The sequence below is a fragment of the Enterobacter cloacae complex sp. ECC445 genome (assembly GCF_021892025.1).
GTDB classification, from domain to species: domain Bacteria; phylum Pseudomonadota; class Gammaproteobacteria; order Enterobacterales; family Enterobacteriaceae; genus Enterobacter; species Enterobacter chengduensis.
This window is the reverse complement of record NZ_JAKLRZ010000006.1, coordinates 13,169-34,423: the sequence shown is the minus strand read 5'-3', so window position 1 is coordinate 34,423 and position 21,255 is coordinate 13,169. Positions and strand designations below refer to the sequence as shown.

The 21,255-nt window shown below is 57.0% G+C and carries 24 protein-coding genes and 1 tRNA gene; 14 read left to right on the top strand and 11 right to left on the bottom strand.

What is annotated here, in order from left to right:
* Position 1 precedes the first annotated feature (1 nt).
* The 12 genes from L6R44_RS07700 (at position 2) to L6R44_RS07645 (ending at position 10,459) form a co-directional block, all read left to right on the top strand.
* Positions 2-910, top strand: a complete 909-nt coding sequence (locus L6R44_RS07700; RefSeq protein ID WP_237423761.1) for a baseplate assembly protein — start codon at positions 2-4, stop codon at positions 908-910.
* Positions 903-1,433: a phage tail protein I gene (locus tag L6R44_RS07695; protein WP_237423760.1), complete on the top strand. Its 531-nt coding sequence runs from the start codon at positions 903-905 to the stop codon at positions 1,431-1,433. The genes L6R44_RS07700 and L6R44_RS07695 overlap by 8 nt, the downstream gene beginning before the upstream one ends.
* An 11-nt stretch (positions 1,434-1,444) precedes the next feature.
* The gene (locus tag L6R44_RS07690) at positions 1,445-3,562 is read left to right on the top strand and encodes a phage tail protein (protein ID WP_237423759.1); all 2,118 of its coding nucleotides are present in this window, start codon (positions 1,445-1,447) and stop codon (positions 3,560-3,562) included.
* A 2-nt stretch (positions 3,563-3,564) separates the two neighbouring features.
* Positions 3,565-4,002 carry a tail fiber assembly protein gene (locus L6R44_RS07685; RefSeq protein WP_237423758.1) on the top strand — a complete coding sequence of 146 codons (438 nt, stop codon included), beginning with the start codon at positions 3,565-3,567 and terminating at the stop codon, positions 4,000-4,002.
* Positions 4,003-4,309: 307 nt separating this feature from the next.
* Positions 4,310-5,497, top strand: a complete 1,188-nt coding sequence (locus L6R44_RS07680) for a phage tail sheath protein (RefSeq protein ID WP_237423757.1) — start codon at positions 4,310-4,312, stop codon at positions 5,495-5,497.
* An 11-nt stretch (positions 5,498-5,508) separates the two neighbouring features.
* Positions 5,509-6,027 (top strand): phage major tail tube protein, encoded by a 519-nt coding sequence (locus L6R44_RS07675; protein WP_045329926.1) that lies wholly within the window; start codon positions 5,509-5,511, stop codon positions 6,025-6,027.
* A gap of 56 nt (positions 6,028-6,083) precedes the next feature.
* On the top strand, positions 6,084-6,386 hold the full coding sequence (locus L6R44_RS07670; RefSeq protein WP_237423756.1) for a phage tail assembly protein: 303 nt from the start codon (positions 6,084-6,086) through the stop codon (positions 6,384-6,386).
* 32 nt (positions 6,387-6,418) lie between these two features.
* Complete coding sequence (locus L6R44_RS07665) at positions 6,419-6,538, top strand: GpE family phage tail protein (RefSeq protein ID WP_151347832.1); 120 nt, start codon at positions 6,419-6,421, stop codon at positions 6,536-6,538.
* Entirely contained in the window at positions 6,531-8,564 is a 2,034-nt protein-coding gene (locus L6R44_RS07660) for a phage tail tape measure protein (protein WP_237423755.1), read from the top strand. The genes L6R44_RS07665 and L6R44_RS07660 overlap by 8 nt, the downstream gene beginning before the upstream one ends.
* Before the next feature lie 11 nt (positions 8,565-8,575).
* On the top strand, positions 8,576-9,040 hold the full coding sequence (locus tag L6R44_RS07655) for a phage tail protein (protein ID WP_237423754.1): 465 nt from the start codon (positions 8,576-8,578) through the stop codon (positions 9,038-9,040).
* Positions 9,037-10,191: a phage late control D family protein gene (locus tag L6R44_RS07650; protein WP_237423753.1), complete on the top strand. Its 1,155-nt coding sequence runs from the start codon at positions 9,037-9,039 to the stop codon at positions 10,189-10,191. The genes L6R44_RS07655 and L6R44_RS07650 overlap by 4 nt, the downstream gene beginning before the upstream one ends.
* Before the next feature lie 67 nt (positions 10,192-10,258).
* On the top strand, positions 10,259-10,459 hold the full coding sequence (locus L6R44_RS07645; protein ID WP_237423752.1) for an ogr/Delta-like zinc finger family protein: 201 nt from the start codon (positions 10,259-10,261) through the stop codon (positions 10,457-10,459).
* A 74-nt stretch (positions 10,460-10,533) separates the two neighbouring features.
* Here the strand turns inward: L6R44_RS07645 and L6R44_RS07640 are convergent.
* Positions 10,534-10,609, bottom strand: a tRNA-Ile gene (locus L6R44_RS07640).
* 125 nt (positions 10,610-10,734) lie between these two features.
* Here L6R44_RS07640 and mug point away from each other — a divergent pair.
* Positions 10,735-11,241: a G/U mismatch-specific DNA glycosylase gene (mug, locus tag L6R44_RS07635; RefSeq protein ID WP_032642140.1), complete on the top strand. Its 507-nt coding sequence runs from the start codon at positions 10,735-10,737 to the stop codon at positions 11,239-11,241.
* Positions 11,242-11,344: 103 nt separating this feature from the next.
* Here mug and rpoD read toward each other — a convergent pair whose 3' ends face one another.
* From rpoD to rpsU, 3 genes are all read right to left on the bottom strand, one after another.
* Positions 11,345-13,192: an RNA polymerase sigma factor RpoD gene (gene rpoD, locus L6R44_RS07630; protein WP_032642138.1), complete on the bottom strand. Its 1,848-nt coding sequence runs from the start codon at positions 13,190-13,192 to the stop codon at positions 11,345-11,347.
* A 164-nt stretch (positions 13,193-13,356) separates the two neighbouring features.
* Complete coding sequence (gene dnaG, locus L6R44_RS07625) at positions 13,357-15,102, bottom strand: DNA primase (protein ID WP_237423751.1); 1,746 nt, start codon at positions 15,100-15,102, stop codon at positions 13,357-13,359.
* A gap of 115 nt (positions 15,103-15,217) precedes the next feature.
* Positions 15,218-15,433 carry a 30S ribosomal protein S21 gene (rpsU, locus tag L6R44_RS07620; protein WP_001144069.1) on the bottom strand — a complete coding sequence of 72 codons (216 nt, stop codon included), beginning with the start codon at positions 15,431-15,433 and terminating at the stop codon, positions 15,218-15,220.
* A gap of 236 nt (positions 15,434-15,669) precedes the next feature.
* On the opposite strand from rpsU, the gene tsaD reads away from it, so the two are divergent.
* Positions 15,670-16,683, top strand: a complete 1,014-nt coding sequence (gene tsaD, locus L6R44_RS07615; RefSeq protein WP_237423750.1) for a tRNA (adenosine(37)-N6)-threonylcarbamoyltransferase complex transferase subunit TsaD — start codon at positions 15,670-15,672, stop codon at positions 16,681-16,683.
* Between the two features lie 87 nt (positions 16,684-16,770).
* Here the strand turns inward: tsaD and ureG are convergent, their stop codons facing one another.
* Genes ureG through L6R44_RS07575 form a run of 7 tightly spaced genes read right to left on the bottom strand, consistent with a single transcriptional unit; the run spans position 16,771 to position 21,137 of the window.
* A complete protein-coding gene (ureG, locus tag L6R44_RS07610; protein ID WP_024906473.1) occupies positions 16,771-17,388 on the bottom strand; it encodes an urease accessory protein UreG in 618 nt (205 codons plus the stop codon).
* 9 nt (positions 17,389-17,397) lie between these two features.
* A complete protein-coding gene (locus L6R44_RS07605) occupies positions 17,398-18,072 on the bottom strand; it encodes an urease accessory protein UreF (RefSeq protein ID WP_237423749.1) in 675 nt (224 codons plus the stop codon).
* A complete protein-coding gene (locus tag L6R44_RS07600; protein WP_237423748.1) occupies positions 18,072-18,611 on the bottom strand; it encodes a HupE/UreJ family protein in 540 nt (179 codons plus the stop codon). Before L6R44_RS07600 ends, L6R44_RS07605 begins: the two co-directional genes overlap by 1 nt.
* Before the next feature lie 9 nt (positions 18,612-18,620).
* Positions 18,621-19,679 (bottom strand): urease subunit alpha, encoded by a 1,059-nt coding sequence (locus L6R44_RS07590; RefSeq protein WP_442876501.1) that lies wholly within the window; start codon positions 19,677-19,679, stop codon positions 18,621-18,623.
* A complete protein-coding gene (locus L6R44_RS07585) occupies positions 19,672-19,986 on the bottom strand; it encodes an urease subunit beta (RefSeq protein WP_237423747.1) in 315 nt (104 codons plus the stop codon). The genes L6R44_RS07590 and L6R44_RS07585 overlap by 8 nt, the downstream gene beginning before the upstream one ends.
* 10 nt (positions 19,987-19,996) lie before the next feature.
* The gene (locus L6R44_RS07580; protein ID WP_006811999.1) at positions 19,997-20,299 is read right to left on the bottom strand and encodes an urease subunit gamma; all 303 of its coding nucleotides are present in this window, start codon (positions 20,297-20,299) and stop codon (positions 19,997-19,999) included.
* A 10-nt stretch (positions 20,300-20,309) separates the two neighbouring features.
* Positions 20,310-21,137, bottom strand: a complete 828-nt coding sequence (locus L6R44_RS07575; RefSeq protein WP_237423746.1) for an urease accessory protein UreD — start codon at positions 21,135-21,137, stop codon at positions 20,310-20,312.
* Positions 21,138-21,255 lie beyond the last annotated feature (118 nt).

Sequence of the window (21,255 nt, the reverse complement as noted above, 5' to 3'; positions counted from 1 at the left end):
TATGGCTATTGTTGATCTGAGCCAGCTCGCCGCGCCTGATGTCGTGGAGGAGGTGGATTATGAAACGCTGTTGGCAGAACGAAAGGCCACCTTTGTCTCGCTCTTTCCGGAAGAGGAGCGAGAAGCGATTGCACGGACGCTGACCCTGGAATCCGAGCCGATTGTGAAGCTCCTGCAGGAGAACGCCTACCGGGAAGTTATCTGGCGCCAGCGGGTTAACGAGGCCGCGCGTGCGGTGATGTTGGCCTATGCCGCGGGCAGCGATCTGGACCAGATTGGGGCCAACGCTAACCTTGCGCGCCTGGTCATTACCCCTGCAGACGACACCACGCTTCCGCCGACCCCGGCTGTAATGGAGTCCGATACCGATTTTCGCTTGCGGATCCAGCAGGCGCCGGAGGGGCTGAGCGTCGCCGGTTCGACGGGCGCGTATCAGTTCCACGGCCGCAGCGCTGATGGCCGCGTGGCGGATATTTCTGTGACCAGCCCACTGCCGGCCAACGTGACGATCTCCGTGCTCTCCCGAGAGAATAACGGCGTGGCGTCCGAAGAACTGCTCGCCGTGGTTCGCAATGCGCTGAACGATGAGGACGTCAGACCCGTTGCCGACCGCGTCACCGTCCAGTCGGCCAGCATTGTCGACTACAGCATAGAAGCCTCGCTTTTCCTTTTTCCCGGCCCTGAAAGTGAGCCGGTACTTAACGCGGCAAGGGCCCGGCTGCAGGCCTACATCACGGCTCAGCATCGGCTTGGGCGCGATATTCGCAAGTCCGCCATTTATGCAGCCCTTCACGTTGAAGGCGTGCAGCGCGTGGAGCTCACCGCCCCCGCGGCTGACATCGTGCTTGATGAAACGCAGGCCTCATGGTGCAGCCACTACAGCGTAACCGTGGGGGGTAACGATGAGTAATGCCCGCCTTTTACCGGTTGGCTCATCGTCGCTTGAGGTCGCTGCGGCGCGGGCCTGTGCGGAGATCGAAAATACGCCCGTTCCGCTGCGGCATCTCTGGAGTGCGGACACCTGCCCGGCGAATCTGCTGCCCTGGCTGGCGTGGGCGTTTTCGGTTGATCGCTGGGATGAGAACTGGCCGGAAGCCACCAAGCGGGATGTGATTCGCGCCGCGTGGTTTATTCATGCCCACAAGGGAACGATAGGCGCCGTGCGCCGCGTGGTGGAGCCGCTCGGCTATCTGATCAACGTCACCGAATGGTGGCAAACCAACGATCCGCCCGGCACCTTCCGCCTTGATATCGGCGTCTTAGACACGGGCATCACCGAGGAAATGTATTACGAAATGGAGAGGCTCATCGCCGACGCGAAGCCTGCCAGCCGCCACCTTATTGGCCTGAATATCATCCAGGACATACCGGGTTATCTCTATACCGGTGCCCTGAGCTATGACGGCGACATCATCACGGTTTATCCCGGATAAGTGAGAGCACAATGACAGTGAAATATAAAACGGTTATCACCAAAGCCGGTGCCGAAAAACTGGCTGCCGCGACCGTCCCGAACGGCAAGAAAGTCAATTTTACGGCGATGGCCGTGGGTGACGGTGGCGGCACATTGCCGGTGCCTGATGCCGGGCAGACGGCGCTGGTTAATGAGGTCTGGCGCCATGGGCTGAATAAAATCAGCCAGGACAATAAAAAGCTGAACTATGTAATCGCGGAGCTGCTTATTCCTCCCGAAGCGGGCGGTTTCTGGATGCGTGAAATGGGGCTTTACGATGACACCGGCACGCTGATTGCCGTCGGTAACATGGCGGAAAGTTATAAACCATTGCTCGAGGAGGGATCGGGCCGTGCGCAGACCGTGCGTATGGTGATCATGGTCAGTGATATCGCCTCGGTCGAGCTGTCGATTGATACGTCCATGGTAATGGCGACCCAGGAGTACGTTGACGAGAAGCTTGAAGAGCATGAGCAATCTCGTCACCATCCTGATGCGACGCTAACGGCTAAAGGGTTTACTCAGCTTAGTAGCGCGACCGACAGCACCTCTGAGACGCTCGCGGCAACGCCGAAAGCAGTCAAAACAGTGTATGACCTTGCAAACGGGAAATACACGGCTCAGGACGCTACCACGACTCAAAAGGGTATCGTCCTGCTCAATAGTGCCACCGACAACGCGTCTGAGACGCTCGCTGCCACGCCAAAGGCAGTGAAGACCGTCAGCGATGATGTTAAAACGCTTAAAAACAGCCTCGGCGAAGCCGCACATAGAAACGTCGCAGATAGTGCTTCTGGAGAATTAATTCCGATAGGTTATAAAGGGATTTTCAAATCCAACGCATATCAAGGCCCGATTGATTTTGCTACCTATCCATTTGTTGTTGGTGAGTCGTTATTCATTGATGCGCGTTATTCAACTAATAATCCGCCCTTTTTGACACAAGATTATTATTACATACATATCCTGTGTGCCACTGGTCCTGTCCAGGGAGGGCGGGTAAACAGGCCTTTAATACAATTTGTTAATTATTCAAAATCAAATCAGATTCTCGCGATTCGTGAAGATGACGGGGCTACCATAAGTTGGCGTTATTTCCGTGGAGTACAATTTGATACGGACGACCAGACCATCACTGTTCCGGGTGATATCAAAGCGCTGAACGGTGGTATAAGGTTAAACCAAAATAGTGTTTCCATCCATGGGGCGGGTAATAAACACCTTTGGTTTAATGACCAGAATGGCAAAGAAATGGGGCTGGTTTACGCCTCTGATGATAAGGTGTTACACCTGCGGGCAGGGGAAGGTCCGGTAATTAATATTAATTCTGCCGGAACTCTGGAAGTGCCTGGGGCAGTAAGTGGCGCAAGTTTTTATCAGACAAATCCCGCTGGTTCTTCAGGGTGGTATGGTGCCGGGAGTTTTGCTGAACAGTATTCAAACTCAGCCCCTTTTCTGATTCCATTACGATATTCAACGCCAAAGGATATCTCTATATATCTTCCCTTGATTAAAGGGCTGACACAAACTGACTATCATGGCTACGGCTCAGCTGTAAGTTTTGGAATATTACGTTCAGGAAAAGGCGAGTTTGGTTCTGCAATAATTCAGGTTATTGGGGATAACGGTAGTGGCGCTACATTTGGATTTGATGCAAGTGGAGGTTTTAATGCGCCAGCTCAAATCTACAGCGGTGGAACTTTAGCCGCGGCGGGGCAAATCAGTAATGGTGCAAATATTGTTGCGGGCCAGGGACTCTTTGAGTCGGGCGGTCAAGTGCGGGTTTACTCTTCAAATAACCCGCCCCCAAATCAATCGGGGTCAACAACTACTGGAAATTATTCCGCCTATTATCGTCACGGAAATGGGCAGATTTTCATGCAGTGTATTGGTGGTGTATATTCCAGTTCACGAACAAACCCGGACGTAACGGTATATTTACCGGCATCATTCCCGAATGGGATCCTTGCAATTGCAGGTTCATACAGCGGAAATGGTGGTAATGATTCGGATTCATGGTGGTCAGCTACTGCTATAAGCGCTAACGCTTTCAATTTGCACACGCGCAATACGGATGGCACATTCTCTTTTGTGGTAACAGGATATTAGTTATGCATAGTCAATTATTCAGCAATAAAACACGTGGCTTTTATCCGATAAAAAGTCTGCGCTATTACAAATCGGTTAACGCTCTGCCGGATGACCTTGTCCGGGTCAGTGATTCAGAGCATGAAAAATTTGTTGGTGCCGCTCCCGTTAACTGTGCTCCCGGTTACAACGTTGAGAGTAAACAGATGGAGTGGGTCACTATAACCGCACCGGCCATAACACCAGAAGAAACCCTCGCGGTTAATCGCAGAGAACTCTTGAGCAGGCAACGCGAGGCGGCGGTTAGCGCTTTTCCGCTGCAATCTGCGGTTGATTTGGGGATTGCCACTGAGGAAGAAAAAACACACCTGGAAGCCCTAAAAAAATACGTTGTTGAACTGACTGCTGTTAACCTCAATGCGCCTGACTGGCCTAAAAATCCTGAGTGTGAATCTGTTTAAGTTATTGGTTGTTATAAAGAAAAACGCCCGCGCCACGCGGGCGTTTTTTTGTGTAGGGCATTCCTCATATTCTTATGGTTCACCCTCCCCCGTTAATCGCGCAACGATATCGATAGTATTTACTCATAAATAATTGTTACCGATGATCAATTATTTATGATTGATCGTTCAACACCCTCCGTCACCTTATCCGTGCGGGCCAACCACTTACTGTGCGTTGTGCTGCTCTCCCTCCAACGGCATTACGTTTCATACCTCCTCCGCCCAAGAGAAAATAGCCTCACCACAAAACGAAGGAGTTAACCGGATGGGCGACTATCACCACGGCGTGGAAGTCATCGAAATCAACGATGGCACCCGCACCATTTCCACCGTCTCGACGGCAATCATCGGCATGGTCTGTACGGCCAGCGATGCTGACGACAAGACATTTCCTTTAAACGAGCCCGTGCTCATTACCAACGTGCAAAACGCCGTTGCGAAAGCCGGCAAGGCGGGGACGCTGTCTGCTTCTTTGCAGGCGATTGCCGACCAGTGCAAACCGGTTGTCGTTGTTGTTCGCGTGGCCGAAGGTACCGCAGAAACCCCGGAAGAGGCACGCCAGCAGACCGTTTCCAACATCATCGGCACCACTGATGAAAACGGCAAATATACCGGCCTGAAGGCGCTTCTCACGGCGCAAACGGTGACCGGCGTTAAGCCGCGTATTCTCGGCGTGCCGGGGCTGGATTCTCAGGAAGTGGCGACCGCGCTGGCCGCGATGTGCCAGAGCCTGCGCGCGTTCGGCTACGTCAGCGCATGGGGATGTAAAACCATTTCTGAGGCGATCGCCTATCGCAAAAACTTCAGCCAGCGCGAGCTGATGGTTATCCACCCTGATTTTCTGGCATGGGATACCACTACGAACGCAACAACGACGGCCTGGGCAACCGCCCGCGCGCTTGGCCTGCGTGCCAAAATCGACCAGACAATGGGCTGGCATAAAACTCTGTCAAACGTGGGCGTCAACGGCGTCACGGGCGTCAGCGCTTCGGTTTCCTGGGATCTCCAGGAACAGGCTACCGATGCGAACCTGCTCAACCAGGCCGGTGTCACCACGCTGATTCGCAACGACGGCTTCAAGTTCTGGGGTAACCGTACCTGCTCTGACGATCCGTTATTCGTCTTTGAAAACTACACCCGTACCGCACAGGTGCTGGCCGATACCATGGCGGAAGCGCACGCGTGGGCGATGGATAAACCCATCACGCCAACGCTTATCCGCGACATCGTTTCCGGTATTAATGCCAAGTTCCGCGAGCTGAAAACCAACGGCTATATCGTCGACGGCTCCTGCTGGTATGACCCCGAGTCTAATGACGCGTCAACCCTGAAAGCGGGGAAACTGTATATCGATTACGACTACACCCCTGTCCCGCCGCTGGAAAATCTGACCCTGCGCCAGCGCATCACCGATACCTATCTGGCAGACCTGTCAGATTCGGTTAACAGCTAAGGAGCTGAAGCATGGCGTTACCACGCAAACTTAAGTATCTGAATATGTTCAACGATGGCCTGAGCTACATGGGCGTTGTTGAGTCTGTCACCTTACCGAAGCTTACCCGCAAGCTGGAGAAGTATCGCGGCGGCGGTATGCCGGGCTCGGTCTCTGTCGACCTCGGCCTGGACGATGATGCCCTGGCGCTGGAGTGGACCGTTGGCGGTCTGCCGGACGTCGCGCTGTGGGCGCAGTATGCCTCTCCGGGCGCGGACAGCGTGCCGCTGCGCTTTACCGGCTCCTATCAGCGCGATGATACCGGTGAAATCTCCGCCGTCGAAATCGTGATGCGCGGCCGTCACAAAGAGTTTGATGGTGGTGAGAACAAGCAGGGCGAAAGCGGCACCACCAAGATGTCCACCGAGTGCGCGTATTACCAGCTGACCATTGATGGCAAAGAGATCATTGAGATCGACATCATCAACATGGTGCTCAAGGTCGACGGCGTCGATCGTCTGGCAGAACACCGTAAGGCCATCGGCCTGTAACCCTTTATCCGGCCGGGATGACCGGCCGGTAAGTTAACTTTCTGAAGAGTAACGACATGGAAAAGAGCAACGAGAACGCCATGAACGAAAATCTACATATCGTCACGCTTGATAGCCCCGTTGTGCGCGGTGAGCAAAAAATTGAAAAAGTGACCGTCGCAAAACCCAATGCGGGAACCCTGCGCGGGGTGTCGCTAGCGTCGCTGGCGCAATCTGACGTCGATGCGCTGATCAAGGTGCTGCCGCGGATGACCTCACCGGCGCTGACCGAGCATGAGGTCGCGCGCCTGGATGCCTGCGATCTGCTCTCTTTTGCAGGTAAGGTGATCGGTTTTTTGTCACCGGCTTCGGCTCGCTGAAATTTCCCGAAAATCTGTCGGTCGACGATCTGATGGCGGATATCGCGGTGATTTTCCACTGGCCGCCGTCAGAACTCTACCCCCTTAGCGTGACCGAACTCCTCTTATGGCGCGAAAAAGCGCTGCAGCGAAGCGGAAACCACCATGAGTAATAATGTCAGACTTCAGGATCTGCTTAAGGCAGTCGACCGGGCAACCCGACCGCTTAACGCTCTCCACATCGCCAGCATCACGCTCGAAAGCGATATTCGCGATGCGCAGACGGCGCTGGGCGCGCTCGATGCGCAGGTGGGGAATATTAACGGCTTCAGGGAAGCAAACGTCCGGCTCACCGTGACGGAGCAGTCGCTTGCCCAGGCGAAACAGCAGGCAGCGGCGCTGGCGGTGCAGTTTAAAAACGCGCAAAACCCCACCCAGGCGCAGGCTGATGCGCTGTCTGCAGCCCGCAAATCGGCATCAGACCTTAAGCTTGAGTACAACAGCTTACGCTACTCGGTTCAGCGCCAGCGCGCTGAACTTGCCCAGGCAGGGGTGAACACGCGCACGCTCTCGTCGGATGAGCGTCGTTTACGCACCCACATCAGCGAAAAAACGCAGCAGCTTAACCGACAGCGGGATGCGCTGGCCCGCGTCAATCAGCAGCAGGAGCGGCTGAGTGCCGTTCAGAATCGCTACGAGTCTGGGAAACGCGTTGCCGCACGGGTTCATCAGCTGGGTAATGCGGGCCTGGGCATGGCCAAAGCGGGCTTTGCTCAGACGTCCCGATTTATGGCCCCTGGCATCAGTTTTGAAAAGCAGATGTCGGCAGTTCAGGCAAGCCTTGGTCTGGAGAAGGGCGACGCCCGGCTTAAGGCCATTCGCCAGCAGGCGAGGGAGATAAGCGTCAGCACCGGCGTACCTGCGGATAAGGTCGTTCAGGCCCAGATTGAACTGGCCCGTTCAGGCTATGACGCTGATGGCGTTATTGCCGCCACCGCGCCCGCGATTAACCTCAGCCTGGCGAGAAATATCGACGTGGCAAAAGCGGCCGATATTCTCAGCAGCACGCGGCCAGGGTATCACCCGGCCGATGCGGAGGCTGCCGGTAGGGGGCTTGAGGAGTCCATCGCGCAGCGTGGCGCGCCGACGGAAAAGGGGATGAACGATGCCGCGCGCGTTGCTGCCGTACAGACCGATAATCTTGACGGCGATATCAGCCGATTCCAGGCCGCGTGGAGTGGGCTGAGGATTGATGTCTTTGACAAAGCGGATGGCGCGCTGCGCAGCCTGATAACAACCGCAACCGGCTGGCTTGGCACGGCCTCCCTGTGGGTGAATGCCAACCCTGCGCTGACGCAGGGCCTTGTTGGCATCGTTGTCGGCGCGCAGACGTTTGCTGGCGTACTGGGTGGCATTGGTACGGTTGTCGCCCCGGTGCTGACGGGCGTCAATATGATTATTACCGCGGCCGGGGTGTTGGGAACGGTATTCAGCGTGGTGGGGGGCGCCATCATGACGGTGCTGGGGGCCCTCAGCTGGCCGGTGATTGCCCTTGGCGCGGCGATTGCCGCCGGAGCCTTACTGATTTTCAAATACTGGGAGCCCATCAGCGCCTTCTTTAGCGGGGTAATGGAAGGGCTTTCGACAGCCTTCGCACCGCTGGGCGCGCTGTTCTCGCCGGTGATAACGGTATTTGACGCGATCTCGGAGAAGCTGGGCGGTGTCTGGCAATGGTTTACCGACCTGATTGCGCCGATCAAGGCGACGCAGGAAACGCTGGATGGCTGTAAAAACGCTGGCGTGATATTTGGGCAGGCGCTGGGCGATGCGCTAATGGCGCCGCTAAATCTCTTTAACAGCCTGAGCGGCAAGGCCAGCTGGCTGCTGGAGAAGCTGGGTATTATCAAAAACGAGTCGGGTAATCTCGACGCCACGGCGGCAAAAGCAGACGCGGCGTCCTCTTCTGCAGGTAGTTCGCCTGGTCAGGAGGCGGGGATCTATGGCGGCGGCCAGAGTTATCAGCCAACCCTCGTGCCGGGAGGACGATCTTACGTCGATCAGAGTAAAAGCGAATATCACATCACGCTGCAGGGTAGCGCGGCCTCCGCAACGGATCTGACGCGTCAAATTCGGGAGGAAATCGAGAACAGCGAGCGTGATAAAGCGAGACAGCGGCAAGCCAGCTTTATGTATGGTTGAGGAGAGAGAAAATGTTAATGGTGCTGGGTCTGTTTGTCTTTGAACGACGAACCTTACCCTATCAGACAATGCAGTTTACAAAGGACTACCGCTGGGCGTCCAACGATCGCATCGGCAAACCCAAGGCCTGGCAGTACCTTGGCGAAGGCGTGACCGCTTTTACCCTCTCCGGAGTGCTCTACCCGGAACTCACGGGAGGGCGGCTTTCCCTCAAGGCGGTTGAGCTGATGGCGAATGAAGGCCGGGCATGGCCGTTGATAGACGGTACCGGCATCATTCACGGCATGTTTATCATTGAGAAAGTCACGCACACCCATTCGGATTTTTACAGTGACGGCACCGCACGGAAAATTAACTTCACCCTGGATCTGAAGCGCGTGGACGAATCGCTGATGACAACGTTTGGCGATCTGAGAACGCAGGCCTCAGAGCTGGTGGAGAGCGCGCGTAATAGCATTGGAGGGCTGGTGGGATGATAACCGAAATGAATATCCGGGCGGGGGGTAAAATCGCCCCTGATTTTATGCTCAAGCTCGACGATCGCGATATTACGCGAAATTTCAGCCAGCGCCTTATCAGTCTGACCATGACCGACAAACGCGGGCTGGAAGCCGATCGGCTGGATATTCAACTGGATGATTCCGACGGGCTGCTGGACTTGCCTGCCCGGGGGGCAAGGATCTCCCTATGGCTGGGATGGGAGGGAACTCCGCTCCAGCCGAAAGGGGACTTTACGGTAGATGCGATTGAATTTCGTGGCGCGCCGGACACGCTGACCATTCGCGGATGCAGCGCAGATTTTCGAGGGAAGCTAAACCTCCGACGCGAGCAGTCGTGGCATGACGCGACGATTGGCGCGATAGTTGAGACCATCGCTCAGCGTAACCATCTGACCGCTCGCGTGGCGTCGGGGCTATCCTCTATCGTTATCGCTCATATCGATCAGTCTCAGGAGACTGACGCGGCGTTCCTCTCCCGTCTTGCTGAACGTAATGGTGCCTTTGTTTCAATCAAGGCCGGGAAAATTATCTTTATGAAAGCGGGCAGCGCCGTGACGGCCAGCGGCGCGCCGCTTCCCTTAATGATGATTGAGCGTGGGGACGGCGATAAGCACCTTTTTTCCGTTGCTGACCGTGAAGTTTATTCCGGCGTGACGGCGAAATGGCTGCAAACGCGAGAGCCAAAACAGCAAAATACTCAATTGAGTATTAATCGCCAGCCTGGCGGACAGCCTATAGAGGAGCGACAGCATCCGGATGCCGCCGCGCCGATATCTGCAGCCGGAGGCAAAGAGGCGCACCCGCAAGAGAGGCTGGTGGGATCGGCGGAGAATGTGTTCGAACTCACGACCGTTTACGCCTCTGAAGAGCAGGCCCTCAGGGCCGCAGAGGCGAAGTGGCGTGCCTTGCAGCGCGGTACCGTGGGGTTTTCCATCCAGCTGGCGCTGGGACGAGCCGATCTGTTCCCCGAAACGCCGGTGCGGGTCAACGGTTTTAAACGCGTCATTGACGAGCAGGCGTGGATAATCAATGAGGTGGTTCATACCCTCGACAGGGGAGGATTTACCACGCAGCTTAAGCTTGAGCTAAACGTCACCGACGAAAAATTTTCTGTTGATAGTGAGTAATATCGTTGCTATTGGTTTTGTTTTGGGTATTATTAATTCACTTAGTGTGAATTAACCGGAGGGGTTCATGTTTCATTGTCCTAAGTGCAAGCATTCAGCGCATGCGCGTACTAGTCGCTATTTAAGTGAAAATACCAAAGAGCGCTATCACCAGTGCACCAATGTAGACTGCAGCTGTACGTTCGTGACGATGGAGTCCGTAGAGCGTTTGATTGCGACTCCCGGTGCCTCCGGGCGTGCCCAAACGGCTTCGCTGGGCCAGGGTTAGCGGGCGTTTAAAGAGCCAATAAAAAAAAGCCACTCAATCGAGTGGCTTAATTATATGATTCTAAATCTAAAATTTGGTGGCCCCTGCTGGACTTGAACCAGCGACCAAGCGATTATGAGTCGCCTGCTCTAACCACTGAGCTAAGGGGCCGTGGCGGTGAATTATAAAGTAACTCCCCTCAGCAATCCAGCCATTCACACCTGCCTGCTGTTTTTATAAACAACGCATAATCAATCCTTTATACTTACCCAACGATGTATCGAGCGGGAGTAAAGATGATCAACGACATTCTGGCCCCTGGTCTGCGGGTGGTGTTCTGCGGAATTAACCCGGGCAAGTCCTCGGCGCACACCGGTTTTCACTTCGCCCATCCGGGCAACCGCTTCTGGAAGGTGATTTACCAGGCCGGGTTTACCGACAGGTTACTCAAGCCCGAAGAGGAGCAGCACCTGCTGGACACGCGCTGCGGAATTACCATGCTGGTCGAGCGGCCGACGGTACAGGCGAGTGAGGTTAACCTGCATGAACTGCGCAGCGGCGGACGCGAACTTATTAAGAAGATTGAGGATTATCAGCCCGACGCGCTGGCCATCCTCGGCAAGCAGGCCTACGAGCAGGCGTTTAGCCAGCGTGGAACGCAGTGGGGCAAGCAGAGCATCATGATTGGCGTGACGCAGGTGTGGGTGCTGCCAAATCCGAGCGGGCTGAACAGGGCCTCGTTGGATAAGCTGGTAGAGGCGTATCGGGAGCTGGATGAGGCGCTGATGGTGCGGGGGCTTTAGGGGCTTCTGCGGCTTGTTGCCCTCACCCTGACCCTCTCCCACAGGGAGAGGGAATACACAAAAAAAAAGCTCCCGATTGGGAGCTTTTTGCTGTTTACCTGGATTAATCGTCCAGGAAGCTACGCAGCACTTCAGAGCGGCTTGGATGACGCAGCTTACGCAGCGCCTTCGCTTCGATCTGACGGATACGTTCGCGGGTAACGTCGAACTGTTTACCCACTTCTTCCAGCGTGTGGTCGGTGTTCATGTCGATACCGAAACGCATACGCAGGACTTTCGCTTCACGGGCGGTCAGGCCAGCCAGAACGTCGTGCGTTGCGGCACGCAGGCTCTCGGTGGTGGCAGAGTCCAGCGGCAGCTCGAGGGTGGTATCCTCGATGAAATCACCCAGATGCGAATCTTCATCGTCACCGATCGGTGTTTCCATGGAGATTGGCTCTTTGGCGATCTTCAGCACTTTACGGATCTTGTCTTCCGGCATCAGCATGCGCTCGGCCAGCTCTTCCGGCGTCGGCTCGCGGCCCATCTCCTGCAGCATCTGGCGGGAAATACGGTTGAGCTTGTTGATGGTCTCAATCATATGCACCGGAATACGGATGGTGCGCGCCTGATCCGCGATAGAGCGGGTAATAGCCTGACGGATCCACCAGGTTGCGTAGGTGGAGAACTTGTAACCACGACGGTATTCAAACTTATCTACCGCTTTCATCAGACCGATGTTGCCTTCCTGAATCAGATCCAGGAACTGCAGACCGCGGTTGGTGTATTTCTTGGCGATAGAGATAACCAGACGCAAGTTCGCTTCAACCATCTCTTTCTTCGCACGGCGGGCTTTCGCTTCACCGATAGACATACGACGGTTGATGTCTTTGACCTGCTCGATGGTCAGGCCGGTCTCTTCTTCAATCTGCTGCAGCTTCTGCAGGCCGCGATGGACATCGTCCTTCACGTCGTGCAGTTTTTCAGACCACGGCTTGTTCATCGCGATAGCCGCGTTGAACCAGGTTTCGCTGGTCTCGTTGCCGGTGAAGAGGGTGATGAAGTTCTTCTTCGGCATTTTGCACTGCTCAACGCACAGCTTCATGATGATGCGTTCCTGGGTGCGCACGCGATCCATCATCACGCGCATGCTGTTCACCAGGTAGTCGAACTGTTTTGGCACAAGGCGGAACTGTTTGAACACTTCAGACAGCTTCAGGATCTCTTCCTGAGCGGCAGCGTGGCTGCGGCCTTTCGCTTTGATGGTGTCACGCGTCACTTCGTACTGGGTACGCAGCTCGGCAAACTTCTCGCGCGCCAGCTCCGGGTCGATGCTGTTGTCATCATCCGCGGTGTCGTCGTCGCTCTCTTCCTCATCTTCGTCTTCGTCGTCATCCATCTCTTCCTGAGACAGTTCAGAACCGACGTGAGTGGCGGTAGGCGCCATATCTTCTTCAGCGTTCGGGTCGACAAAACCGGTGATCAGGTCAGACAGGCGCGCTTCTTCCGCTTCAACGCGATCGTACTGCTCCAGCAGGTAGGTAATCGCTTCCGGGTACTCGGCAACGGAGCACTGAACCTGGTTGATCCCGTCTTCGATGCGTTTTGCGATGTCAATTTCGCCTTCGCGGGTCAACAGCTCAACGGTACCCATTTCGCGCATGTACATGCGGACCGGGTCAGTGGTACGCCCGATTTCAGATTCCACGCTGGACAGTACCTGTGCAGCAGCTTCTTCCGCATCTTCGTCAGTGTTGTTGGAGGTTTCAGCCAGCAACAGATCATCGGCATCCGGTGCTTCTTCCATCACCTGAATGCCCATGTCATTGATCATTTGGATGATGTCTTCGATTTGATCTGAATCGACGATATCTTCCGGCAGATGGTCATTGACCTCGGCATAGGTCAGATAGCCTTGCTCCTTACCACGTTGGACAAGAAGTTTCAGCTGTGACTGCGGGTTTTGCTCCATAAGACGGTATCCACACTTAATTCGTTTGATTGGTGTCGGCGATGGGGCTGCCAACCTTTAAAGCGAGGGCGTACTTATATTTTTGCCGCTGCCTCTCAGTGCGGCTGCCGGGGGCTTCCCGATCGATATTCGGCACTTAAGCCGTTAAATACTTTGTCTTTGACTTATTTCTTCGCCAGTTCCTGGTTAATCATCCAGAGCTCCCGGCGTTCTTCGCTGCTTAAACCGTGTGTGCGCTCGCGAGCTATCAACTCTTCCTGGCGCAGCTCAAGCATCGAATCAAACATATGATTGAGTGAGTCGGTGAACGTTTTTTCTGCAATGTCCTTATCTGCTATATCGTCCCACATCGACAATTTTTCAAGGGTAGCGGCCTCTTTTGTGCCGCGATAATGCTCTAAAAGTTGTCCGGTGGTCAGACCTGGTTGTGACAAACAGGTGTTGACCAGCTCTGAAAATAAGCCAAGCCCGGGCAATTTTTCGTGGTCCAACCCCGCCAGCGACGGCACCTGCGGCGCAAGCTCGGGGTTTTGTACCAGCAACCCTATCAGTATACGCATGGTTGTGCGTTTTAGCTGAGGCGCGGGGCGAACCGTGCCGTTTTCAGCCTGTTTTGGCATTAAACGTTCAAGCTGGCTGTCATCCAGAATGCCGAGCTTGTTGCCTAACTCCTGACGCAGGTAGATGCGCAGCGTTTCGCCGGGCACCTGGCTGATTAACGGCAGCGCCAGCGTGCTGAGCTGCGCGCGCCCGTCAGGGGTACTCAAATCGACCTGCGGCATCAGGCTGTTAAACAAAAACGTGGAGAGCGGCTGAGCCTGCTCCATCCGCGCTTCAAACGCCGCTTTGCCCTCTTGACGCACCAGCGTATCCGGGTCTTCACCGTCGGGCAGAAACATAAAGCGTAGCTGACGCCCGTCGGTCATATACGGCAGCGCGGTTTCCAGCGCTCGCCAGGCGGCGTCGCGGCCTGCGCGGTCACCGTCGTAACAGCAGATGACGTTGTTGGTCACCCTGAACAGCAGTTGAATATGATCGGCGGTGGTGGACGTCCCTAACGACGCAACCGCGTAGTTGATGTCGTACTGCGCCAGTGCCACGACGTCCATATAGCCTTCGACGACCAGAAGACGCGGAGGTTCCGCATTATTCTGCTGCGCCTCATAAAGACCGTAAAGCTGGCGGCCCTTATGGAAAATATCGGTTTCCGGGGAGTTGAGGTACTTCGGCAGGGCATCACCCAGCACGCGACCACCAAAACCAATGACCCGGCCACGCTTGTCGCGGATCGGGAACATCACCCGTTCGCGGAAGCGGTCGTAGCTTCGTCCCTGGTCGTTGGTGACCAGCATGCCTGCATCGATGAGAGACTTACGATCTTCGCTATTGCCGCCAAAACGCTTTAACACGTTGTCCCAGCCGGGCGGGGCGTAACCAATAGCGAAACGCGCAATGACATCGTCGCTCAGTCCGCGCTTGTTCAGATACTGACGCGCAGGCTCAGCCGCAGAGTGCTTAAGAGACTGTTGGTAAAACGAATTCAGGCCATCCATCAGTTGATACAGCGTTTGCCGCTGATGGCGCTCGATCTGACTTGGCCCACTGCCTGCTTCATACGGCACTTCAAGGTTATGCATCGCCGCCAGCTCTTCGACGGTTTCAACGAACTCGAGCTTGTCGTAGTTCATTAAAAAATCAACGGCATTACCGTGTGCGCCACAGCCGAAGCAATGGTAAAACTGCTTTTCACCGTTTACGGTGAAGGAGGGGGTTTTTTCGTTATGGAACGGACAGCACGCATGGTAGTTCTTGCCCTGTTTTTTCAGCTTTACCCGCGCGTCGATGAGATCGACGATGTCGGTTCTGGCAAGCAGGTCATTGATGAAAACGCGTGGGATTCTTCCGGCCATATGCCCCAAAATGTTAAGCGACTTATAAACGAAAACAAGCCGCGCATTCCTTCCGGAAGCACGGCCTTACGACTATTACTCTGTCTGTCAATTGAGGGCTGAGGCCCTCAACCAATTAGTACAGACGAGTACGGCGTGCGTTTTCGCGAGCCAGTTTCTTCGCGTGACGTTTCACAGCGGAAGCTTTAGCGCGCTTACGTTCGGTCGTTGGTTTTTCATAAAACTCACGACGACGAACTTCAGCCAGAACACCTGCTTTCTCGCATGAACGTTTGAAGCGACGCAGTGCTACGTCGAACGGCTCGTTTTCACGTACTTTAATTACCGGCATGTAACTCTCACCTTTAATAAATTCGGTTTGCCGCTGGCATCAACGCCAGCTTATTTCAAAATGGTGCGGAATTTTACTGCAAATGCTGCTGCTTTGTAAAGCACCGATGCGATTTTGAAAGGGACTTTAATAAGGGTGAGGAGTATACACGAGCCTTCTTCCTGGGGCGAACAAAGTTTTACATCAACCCGCCCAGGCTCTACACTGCGCGGTATTGAAACGAGGTAAAACAAGTCATGCGTGTACTGGGTATTGAAACATCCTGCGATGAAACCGGCATCGCCATTTACGACGACGAAAAAGGACTTCTGGCCAACCAGCTGTATAGTCAGGTGAAATTGCACGCTGACTACGGCGGCGTCGTGCCGGAACTGGCCTCTCGTGACCACGTGCGTAAAACGGTTCCCCTGATTCAGGCGGCGCTGAAAGAAGCCGGATTAACGGCAAAAGAGATTGATGCAGTGGCGTATACCGCAGGCCCGGGCCTGGTCGGTGCGCTGCTGGTTGGCGCGACGGTTGGCCGTTCGCTGGCGTTCGCGTGGGATGTGCCGGCCATTCCGGTTCACCATATGGAAGGGCATCTTCTGGCACCGATGCTGGAAGAGAATCCGCCTGAATTCCCGTTTGTGGCGCTGCTGGTCTCCGGCGGCCATACGCAGCTGATTAGCGTAACGGGCATTGGCAAGTACGCGCTGCTGGGCGAGTCGATCGACGACGCCGCCGGTGAAGCGTTCGACAAAACCGCCAAGCTGCTGGGGCTGGATTACCCCGGCGGCCCGATGCTGTCGAAAATGGCGGCGCAGGGAACGGAAGGGCGCTTCGTCTTCCCGCGTCCGATGACCGACCGTCCGGGACTGGACTTCAGCTTCTCCGGGCTGAAAACCTTCGCGGCGAATACGATCCGCAATAACGACGACAGCGAACAGACCCGCGCCGATATCGCCCGCGCGTTCGAAGATGCGGTCGTGGACACGCTGATGATCAAGTGCAAGCGCGCGCTGGATCAGACCGGCTTTAAGCGCCTGGTGATGGCGGGCGGCGTGAGCGCTAACCGCACGCTGCGCGCTAAGCTCGCCGAGATGATGCAAAAGCGTCGCGGGGAGGTGTTCTATGCCCGTCCTGAGTTCTGTACCGATAACGGGGCGATGATCGCCTACGCGGGTATGGTGCGCCTGAACGCGGGCGCAACGTCCGACCTGAGCGTGTCCGTGCGTCCGCGCTGGCCGCTGGCGGAACTGCCGGAGGCGTGAGTTTTTTGCCCGGTGGCGCTGCGCTTACCGGGCCTACAAAAACCGTAGGCCGGGTCAGGCGAAGCCGCCACCGGGCAATAAGCCGCACTACACCCGCAGCATCCCTTTCTCTTCCAGAAACGCAATAATCGTTGCTAAACCGTCCCCCGCCTTCAGGTTGGTAAAGGTCCACGGACGCTCGCCGCGCATGCGGTTGGTATCGCGCTCCATCACCTCCAGCGACGCACCCACGTACGGCGCGAGATCGGTTTTGTTGATCACCAGAAAATCGGATTTTGTGATCCCCGGCCCGCCCTTGCGCGGAATTTTTTCCCCCTCGGCCACGTCGATGACGTAAATGGTCAGATCCGCCAGCTCGGGGCTAAACGTCGCGCTCAGGTTGTCCCCGCCGCTTTCCACGAAGATCAGATCCAGATTGCCGAACTTCTCGCTGAGCGCTTCCACCGCCGCCAGGTTCATCGAGGCGTCTTCGCGGATGGCGGTGTGCGGGCAGCCGCCCGTCTCCACGCCGACGATGCGCTCCGGCGCCAGCGCGCCCGCCTCGGTCAGGATGCGCTGATCCTCTTTGGTGTAGATATCGTTGGTCACCACCGCCAGATGGTACGTGTCGCGCATCGCCTTGCAGAGCGCTTCCAGCAGCGCGGTCTTGCCCGACCCTACCGGGCCACCCACGCCCACGCGCAGGGGATGTTTGTAATCAGCCATATTGACTCCTCAGGAACGGAATAGTCGTGAATATTGGGTTTCGTGGCGCGCGGAGGCGATAGCGGACAGCGGTGTCGCCGCGCCGATCTCGTCATCACTGCGCAAAAATGCCCGATCAAGCCCGGCGGCAAAATGGTCGCTCAGTTCGATAATCAGCTGCTGCGCGGCCTGTTGCCCAAACTGTACCAGCTTAACGCCCGCCATCACCGCGCTCTCCATCCAGCTGTAGCCGAGGCTCAGCGCCAGCTCGCGCGCGTCAATGCCCCAGCGCACGCCGAGCCAGGCCATGCCGGTGAGCTGGCTTTGCATACTCAGCGCCAGCCATTCTGCCGGGCAGTCCGGCTCCCAGCTTTTGATGAGACGCGTAAAAGCCGCCCCACGGTTGCGCTCCTCTTCGCGCAGCTCGCGCGTTTCCCGGCAGGCGAGCAGCCAGGCGGTCCAGCGTTTGGCCGCAGCCAGATCGCTCTGCGTACAGGCCTGAAACAGACGAATAAACAGCGGCAGATCGACGCAGAAAAAACCTTGCTCCATCTGCTGAATTTGCCAGCGTTTAAAGGCGTCGGCGCTCGCGACCCAGCCCGCCTCAACGGCCCACTCCAGCCCCTGCGACCAGGTAAACGACCCGACCGGCAGGCTGCTGCTGGAGAGCTGCATCAGGCGCAGCCGCTGGCGAACGTGCTCCATCAGCTCATCAGCGCCAGTAGGGCGGAGACAATCAGCCCGCCGCCGAAGGTTTTACGCAGGCCGTCGTGACGGCGCAGCAGTAACCCCGCCGCGAAGCTGGCGCACAGCACCGTGGCGCTGGCGAACATAAAGCCGCTGGTGAAGAGCCAGAAGCTGTGGCCGGACATCTCCACGCCGTGCGCCCAGCCGTGGAACATCGCCAGGGCAGGCACCGCCAGCAGCAGGCGGTTTTCCGTTTTAAACATCATCACGCCGCAGACCGCCAGCGAGGCGATAATCAGCATCTCCATGCCGCTAAAGCCGCCGAGCAGGCTGCCCGCAATGGCGCCCACGAGCATCATCCCGAGCGTGGCAAACGGCAGCAGGAGCCTGCGGCCGCTCAGCGCCGAGAGCACGCCCGCGCCGGTGAGCATCAGCAGGTGATCGAGCCCGGTCAGCGGGTGGAGAAAACCGGCCTGAAAGCTGTCGGCCCCGTGGCCGGGATGGGCGAGCGCCGGTACGGAAAAGGCCAGCAGTAACAGAGGTAAATACTTGCGCATGAGGGATCCTTAATGTGAATGAGCGTGAGAATGGCTATGGCTGTGGGCATCGCTGGCGTACGCGCCCGCTTCCGGTTCAAACGGCAGGCTGGCGTAGGCCACGTCCAGCCCGAACTGGCGCAGCATGTCGAGATGCTCGTCGATGGTGTTCACCGTGTAGGGCAGCGTCGGGTTGGTGGAGGAGGGCAGAATATTCGGGTGCGCGCAGGCGGTGATAATATCCGGCGCATGGCCGCCGCCCGCCCCTTCGGTATGGAAGGTGTGGATGGTGCGCCCGCCGATCGCCGCCAGCGTGTCTTCCACAAATCCGGACTCGTTCAGCGTGTCGCTGTGCAGCGCCACCTGGATATCCATCTCTTCGGCCACCTCCAGCGAGCAGTTGATGGCCGCAGGCGTGGCGCCCCAGTCTTCGTGGATCTTCAGCCCGATGGCGCCGGCGGCAATCTGCTCGCGCAGGGCGTCCGGACTGGAGCCGTTACCTTTGCCGAGCAGGCCGATATTCACCGGCAGCGCATCGGCAGCCTGCAGCATGCGGGCGATATACCACGGCCCCGGCGTGCAGGTGGTGGCGTTGGTGCCCGCCGCCGGACCGGTGCCGCCGCCGATCATGGTGGTGACGCCGGAAACCAGCGCCTCTTCCGCCTGCTGAGGGCAGATCCAGTGAATATGGGTGTCGATCCCGCCCGCGGTCACGATCTTCCCTTCGGCGGCGATGACTTCCGTTGCCGCACCGATCGGGATCGTCACGCCGGGCTGAATGTCCGGGTTACCGGCTTTACCGACGGCAAAGATCCGCCCGTTCTTGACGCCGATATCGGCCTTCACGATCCCCCAGTGATCGACGATCAGCGCGTTGGTGAGCACCAGATCCACGCAGTCGTCGGCGGTCATCTGCCCCTGGCCCATACCGTCGCGGATCACCTTTCCGCCGCCGAATTTGACCTCTTCACCGTAGACCGTGAGATCGTCTTCCACTTCGATCCATAGCTCGCTGTCGGCCAGCCGCACCTTATCGCCGGTGGTGGGACCGAACATATCGGCATACGCCTGGCGCGAAATCTCAGCCATGCTGCACCTCGCCCATTACCTCGCTGCGAAAACCGAAGATGCGCTGCGCGCCCGCAACCTGCACCAGCGTGACTTCCCGCTTCTGGCCGGGTTCGAAGCGCACGGCGGTGCCCGCCGGGATGTTCAGCCGGTAGCCTTTAGTGGCTTCCCGCTCGAACTTCAGCGCCGGGTTGACCTCGTAAAAGTGGTAGTGCGATCCGACCTGGATCGGCCTGTCGCCGTGATTTTCGACAATCACGGTGTGGGTTTCGCGCCCGACGTTGATCGCAATCGTGCCGGGCTGGATCTGGTATTCGCCTGGGATCATTACGCGCTCCTTAGACGATCGGGTTGTGGACGGTGACGAGCTTGGATCCGTCCGGGAAGGTGGCTTCGACCTGAATATCCGGGATCATCTCCGGGACGCCCTCCATCACCTGGTCGCGCCGCAGGACGTGGCGGCCCGCCTCCATCAGCGAGGCAACGGTTTCGCCATCGCGCGCGCCTTCCATAATAAAGGCGCTGATCAGCGCGACCGATTCCGGATAGTTGAGCTTTACCCCGCGCGCAAGGCGGCGTTCGGCAACCAGCGCGGCGGTGAACAGCAACAGCTTGTCTTTTTCTCTGGGGGTCAGTTCCATAACGTTTCTCTTATGTCTGCCAGATACGCGGCGAACAGGCGGTTTTGGTGGTGAGAAGCGGGCGAAGCGACTGCCAGACGTCGCGCATCACCCGCTGACAAATCAGGTTGTCGTGCGAGAGAAAGCGCACCGACAGCAGGCCGTCGGTGAGCGTTGCGCCTGCAAAATTTTCCAGCGGCGCGAGCCGCTCGCGCACCGATTCCAGGTGCTCTTCACGGGCCGGATAGAACAGCAGGGTGCCGAGCCAGGGATGCCCGGCAACGGGCGCGAGATCGCCTCCGCTAAGATGCTGGCGCTCGATCAGGCGCGGTTCGTCGTCGACCCAGACCTCAAGGCGGCTCTCCAGCGTGCCGTGGCTGAAGGTCTCATTGATTACCGGGCGTCCCAGACAGTACAGCTCCCACGCCAGCAGCGTGCTGGAGGCTTTGAGGTGGAAGACTGAGCGCAGCGCGGCATTCGCGCCGGGAAAAATAATGGTGTCCTGCGGCAGCCACTCCAGCGTCGCGTCTTCTTCAAGGTAAAAGTGCTGGCTCAGGCGAGCCTGCGGGCCGCTGCTGCGATAGAACTTGCTGGCGCCGGGCATGGTGATAAGCGCGTGGCTTTTGGCGTCCAGCCGAACGGAAATGTCCAGCGTATCGCCGCCCACAATGCCGCCGGGCGGGTGCAGCAGGTAGAGGTGACAGGTTTCGTCCTCGGGGTAAAACGGCCGCTGAACGGTAAGCGGCCCGACGTGGTGGGCGGAGTACAGGAGGGTTTTCTCAGGGGTGTGACAAAACTGCAGGGCAAGCGACGCCTGCCAGCCTTTGTACGAATTATCAGTGACCTGAGCTGCTAACATGCTGCATCCATCTGCTCATCATCGGGTCGTTTCAGTATGCCCTGGCGGAAATGAAGGCTGTCATATGAGTCGCTTATGGATAGCGGTTAAGACGAAACAAAAAAGCACGCCCGGAGGG

Coding starts and splice junctions, on each gene's coding strand:
- ureG (WP_024906473.1), bottom strand. CDS start 17,388: ATGGCTGATTACAAACATCCCCTGCGCGTGGGCGTGGGTGGCCCGGTA.
- tsaD (WP_237423750.1), top strand. CDS start 15,670: ATGCGTGTACTGGGTATTGAAACATCCTGCGATGAAACCGGCATCGCC.
- L6R44_RS07600 (WP_237423748.1), bottom strand. CDS start 18,611: ATGCGCAAGTATTTACCTCTGTTACTGCTGGCCTTTTCCGTACCGGCG.
- dnaG (WP_237423751.1), bottom strand. CDS start 15,102: ATGGCCGGAAGAATCCCACGCGTTTTCATCAATGACCTGCTTGCCAGA.
- L6R44_RS07645 (WP_237423752.1), top strand. CDS start 10,259: ATGTTTCATTGTCCTAAGTGCAAGCATTCAGCGCATGCGCGTACTAGT.
- L6R44_RS07585 (WP_237423747.1), bottom strand. CDS start 19,986: ATGATCCCAGGCGAATACCAGATCCAGCCCGGCACGATTGCGATCAAC.
- L6R44_RS07605 (WP_237423749.1), bottom strand. CDS start 18,072: ATGGAGCACGTTCGCCAGCGGCTGCGCCTGATGCAGCTCTCCAGCAGC.
- L6R44_RS07685 (WP_237423758.1), top strand. CDS start 3,565: ATGCATAGTCAATTATTCAGCAATAAAACACGTGGCTTTTATCCGATA.
- L6R44_RS07665 (WP_151347832.1), top strand. CDS start 6,419: ATGGCGGATATCGCGGTGATTTTCCACTGGCCGCCGTCAGAACTCTAC.
- mug (WP_032642140.1), top strand. CDS start 10,735: ATGATCAACGACATTCTGGCCCCTGGTCTGCGGGTGGTGTTCTGCGGA.
- L6R44_RS07655 (WP_237423754.1), top strand. CDS start 8,576: ATGTTAATGGTGCTGGGTCTGTTTGTCTTTGAACGACGAACCTTACCC.
- L6R44_RS07590 (WP_442876501.1), bottom strand. CDS start 19,679: ATGGCTGAGATTTCGCGCCAGGCGTATGCCGATATGTTCGGTCCCACC.
- L6R44_RS07650 (WP_237423753.1), top strand. CDS start 9,037: ATGATAACCGAAATGAATATCCGGGCGGGGGGTAAAATCGCCCCTGAT.
- L6R44_RS07695 (WP_237423760.1), top strand. CDS start 903: ATGAGTAATGCCCGCCTTTTACCGGTTGGCTCATCGTCGCTTGAGGTC.
- L6R44_RS07575 (WP_237423746.1), bottom strand. CDS start 21,137: ATGTTAGCAGCTCAGGTCACTGATAATTCGTACAAAGGCTGGCAGGCG.
- L6R44_RS07700 (WP_237423761.1), top strand. CDS start 2: ATGGCTATTGTTGATCTGAGCCAGCTCGCCGCGCCTGATGTCGTGGAG.
- L6R44_RS07660 (WP_237423755.1), top strand. CDS start 6,531: ATGAGTAATAATGTCAGACTTCAGGATCTGCTTAAGGCAGTCGACCGG.
- L6R44_RS07670 (WP_237423756.1), top strand. CDS start 6,084: ATGGAAAAGAGCAACGAGAACGCCATGAACGAAAATCTACATATCGTC.
- rpoD (WP_032642138.1), bottom strand. CDS start 13,192: ATGGAGCAAAACCCGCAGTCACAGCTGAAACTTCTTGTCCAACGTGGT.
- L6R44_RS07580 (WP_006811999.1), bottom strand. CDS start 20,299: ATGGAACTGACCCCCAGAGAAAAAGACAAGCTGTTGCTGTTCACCGCC.
- L6R44_RS07680 (WP_237423757.1), top strand. CDS start 4,310: ATGGGCGACTATCACCACGGCGTGGAAGTCATCGAAATCAACGATGGC.
- rpsU (WP_001144069.1), bottom strand. CDS start 15,433: ATGCCGGTAATTAAAGTACGTGAAAACGAGCCGTTCGACGTAGCACTG.
- L6R44_RS07690 (WP_237423759.1), top strand. CDS start 1,445: ATGACAGTGAAATATAAAACGGTTATCACCAAAGCCGGTGCCGAAAAA.
- L6R44_RS07675 (WP_045329926.1), top strand. CDS start 5,509: ATGGCGTTACCACGCAAACTTAAGTATCTGAATATGTTCAACGATGGC.